We start from the raw sequence: 3,561 nt of genomic DNA on the forward strand, positions 1-3,561 counted from the left end.
TCCGTTCCACCGCTGGTATGAGACGGCGCCGGCGCGGGCGTATCTGGGTGAGGTGCTCGGCGCGGCGGTGCCGGTGTTCGCGGTCAGTGCGACGGTGAACGCCGCGGTCGGCCCGGCGGGGTCACCGTTTCTGACGCGCCGCGAGTGGGAGTGGTCGCTGCCCGACCAGGCGATGGCCTACGGGGTGGGTCGGGGTCTGGACCTGCTCGGCGGGCGGGGCCGGCGCCGCGCGCTGCGGGATCTGAGCGCCGACTACGCGATCACCTCGGTGGGCGCGGGGGACCCGGAGCTGGTCTGTGCGGCGGCGTGGGCGCAGGTCGACGGGCAGCAGCGGGTCGAGGTCGACGGGCAGGCCGACGTGGTGGTCGTCGGGCTGGGGCCGTTCGGGCCGTTCCACGGGTCGGGGCCGGGGGATGCGGTGCTGGCCGCGCATGGCGCGCTCGGGGATGTGTTCACCCGGCATGCGGGCCGTCCGGTGGTCCGCGAGAACGGTGCGATGATCGTCTACCATCCGATGGCGGCGCGGTTCTCGCAGTTGCATCAGCCGTCGTATGTGGACTTCTACGAGGAGGTGCTGGCGGAGTCGAGCGAGCCGGCGACGATCGAGGCTAAGTTCGAACGCCAGTACGCGACCGACCCGTGGTACACGTCGCTGTACCGGACGTCGCTGGCGTTGCATGGGGTGCATCCGTTCCACCGCTGGTATGAGACGGCGCCGGCGCGGGCGTATCTGGGTGAGGTGGTGTTCGTCGGGGGGGATCGGGCGGTGTGTGCCCGGTTGGGGTTTCGGGCGGCGTCGACGCTGGCGGACGCGTTGGAGATCGTCGCCGCGTCGGTGGGCCGGGATCCGTCGATCACCTATCTGCACAGCCCGCCGACACGCCCCGCACGCCCCGACGCCGCACACCCGACGCCGCTCATCGCACGTCGGCGACCAGCCGCGGCGCGCAGGACGTGATCGTGAGGGGCAGAGGTGATCGGGATGGGGCACAGACCGCGACGGGGTGTGGGGCTGCGCGAGGCCGCGTCCGGGTGGCGTCGGGTGGGCCGGCCGGGCACCCGGCCCGCTGCCGCCGCCGGTGGCGGTGCGGCGGGGCGGGCGGCCCGCCGACGTCGGGGCGCGGGAGTCCCCACGGGCTGGGCGCGGTCGGGGGCGGCGCGCGCGACGCGGGCGGCGTTCCTGTCCGGGGTGATGAACCCGCTGCTGCATGCGACGCTGACCGTGGACACGTTCGGTGCGCAGGTGTTCGACGAGGTGCGCGGCACCCCGGTGCTGATCGTGTCGAACCATTCCAGTCATCTCGACGCGCCGATGCTGCTGTGCGCGTTGCCGGGGCGGGTGCGCTCGCGCACGGCGGTGACGGCGGCGGCGGACTACTTCTTCGACAGTGCGTGGCGCGGCGCGTCGAGCGCGCTGGCGTTCGCGACGGTGCCGATCGACCGCACCGGTGGGGCGCCGTCGGCGACGCCGCTGACCCTGCTGCGTGACGGCTGGAACCTGGTGATCTTCCCGGAGGGGACGCGGTCGAAGGACGGGGCGCGGGGCCGGTTCCGGCTCGGCGCCGCCTATCTGGCGATCAACGCCGGGGTGCCGGTGGTGCCGGTGGGGATGCGCGGGGCGTTCGCGGCGATGCCGCGGGGCCGTAACTGGCCGGTGCCGGGTCGTCCGCAGGTGACGGTGCGTTTCGGTCGGCCGTTGCGGCCGGTGGCCGGTGAGGATGTGCGGACGTTCACCGCGCGGCTGGCCGCGGAGGTCGACCGGTTGTGCGCCGAGGACGCCACGTCCTGGTGGGACGCGACCCGTCGCTCCTACCGCGAGTCCCCCACCGCCGGCTCTCCCGCCGGCGACGTGTCCGTTGCACCGCCCGCCGCGGATCGCGACGGCGCTGCGGGCGGGCAGGACGGCTCGCATCCGCGCCCCGTCGACGTCACGGGCGCGGCGTCGGCTGGCAGCACCTCGGTCGCGGGCACCTCGGTCGCGGGCACGCCGGTGGATGGTGCGGTGGTGGCCGGGGTGCGGCCGCTGGAGCGCCAGCGCCACCGCCTCGTCCCCCGGCCGGCGGCGACCGCGGGCACGGCGGGCGGCCCGGCGTCGGTCTCGGCGCGGCTGCGCGGCGCGCCGGGCACGCCCACGGCGCGCTGGCGGCGGATCTGGGCGGCCACCGAACCACTGCCCCGCAACACCTCCCGCTCCCCCTGGCGTCGCTGAGCGCGCCCGCCTCCCGCGAGAGGCGGGCGGCGGGTACCCCGTCCGGCGGGCGGGCACGCTATCCGGCGTCCGGCAGCGGCCCGTCGGCCGGGCGCGGGGTGGGCGACACGTCGGGGGTGTGCTCGGGGCGGCGGGTCAGCAGGCCGGCGAGCGCCACGGCGGCCAGGGCCATGACGGTGGCGCCGTAGGCGCGGCTGCTGTCGGTCAGCCCGTCGTGGGTGGTCAGGTAGCCGGCGCCGACGGCGGGCACGCCGAGCGCCAGGTAGCACAGCACGTACACGGTCGACAGGACGCCGGCGCGCTGCTCGGGGCCGGCCAGGGGCAGCAGGACACGCAGACTGCCCTGCACCCCGGCGCCGATGCCCGCCCCGGCCACGGCGGTGCCGGCGTAGAACAGGGCGGTGTCGTGGCCGGCGGTGGCGAGCAGGGTCGCCCCGACGCCGGCGATCAGGCTGGTGGTGCCGAGGAACATCACCGTGCGGGGGGTGGCGTCGCGCACGGCGACGATGGTCGCCGAGGCGGTGCCGGCGAGGGTGAGCACAGCCAGGCCGCCGAGCAGGATGGCCCGGGTGGCGGTGGCGTCGTCGACGTGGGCGACTTGGCGGGCCAGCGCCGGGCCGAGGGAGAAGTAGAAGCCGGACAGCGCCCAGGTGGCGACGAGACACGGGCCGGTGACGAGCAGGGCGCGGGCGACGGGCGGGGGCACGGCCACCCGGGGGCGCAGCGAGGCGCGGGCGCCGGGGATGCGCGGGGAGGTCTCGGTGAGCAGAAGGACGCCGGCGGCCTGGGTGAGCAGGACGGCGAGCAGCACCACGTAGACCAGCCGCGTCGGATGGGGCAGGTAGGCGACGCACACGGCGGAGCCGATCGCGCCGAGTGCGATGCCGGCGAAGGAGCCGGCGCCGTTGACGAGGGTGCCGCGGGCATGGTCGAGGTCGAGCAGGCCGGCGCCGACGGCGCCCGCGGCCGCCCCGGTGGCCAGGCCCTGCAGGACACGGGCCGCCAGCAGCGGGCCCACCCCGTCCGCGGTGGCGAACACGATCGCGGCGGCGGCCTGGGTGCAGGTGGCGGCGAGGATGACGGGCCGGCGCCCGACATGGTCGGACAGGGCGCCGGCGACGAGCAGAGCGCCGAGCACGGCGAGTGCGTAGACGCCGAACACGACGGTGACGGTGATCGGGGAGAAGCCCCAGGCGTGCTGGTAGACGGCGTAGAGAGGGGTGGGGGTGGCGGAGGCGGCGAGGAAGGACAGCAGCAGCGAGGTCTGCAGGGCGAACCCGGCGCGGGGCCCGAGCCGCCCGGCCAGCCGCGGGCGCGTGTGCGGGCGTGGGGTGCTGGCGGGGGGCTGGGTG

At 76.3% G+C, this 3,561-nt stretch carries 2 protein-coding genes and 1 pseudogene; 2 read left to right on the forward strand and 1 reads right to left on the reverse strand.

What is annotated here, in order from left to right; genetic code table 11:
- Positions 1-958 (forward strand): annotated as a pseudogene (locus tag C1A33_RS22345) (hypothetical protein); the annotation flags it as partial.
- A gap of 24 nt (positions 959-982) precedes the next feature.
- The gene (locus C1A33_RS22350; protein WP_101833333.1) at positions 983-2,209 is read left to right on the forward strand and encodes a lysophospholipid acyltransferase family protein; all 1,227 of its coding nucleotides are present in this window, start codon (positions 983-985) and stop codon (positions 2,207-2,209) included.
- Positions 2,210-2,267: 58 nt separating this feature from the next.
- Here the strand turns inward: C1A33_RS22350 and C1A33_RS22355 are convergent.
- The coding region (locus C1A33_RS22355) for an MFS transporter (protein WP_101833332.1) at positions 2,268-3,561 on the reverse strand (1,294 nt) is incomplete at its 5' end.

Origin of the sequence: Frankia canadensis, from assembly GCF_900197875.1 — a bacterium.
GTDB lineage: Bacteria > Actinomycetota > Actinomycetes > Frankiales > Frankiaceae > Frankia > Frankia canadensis.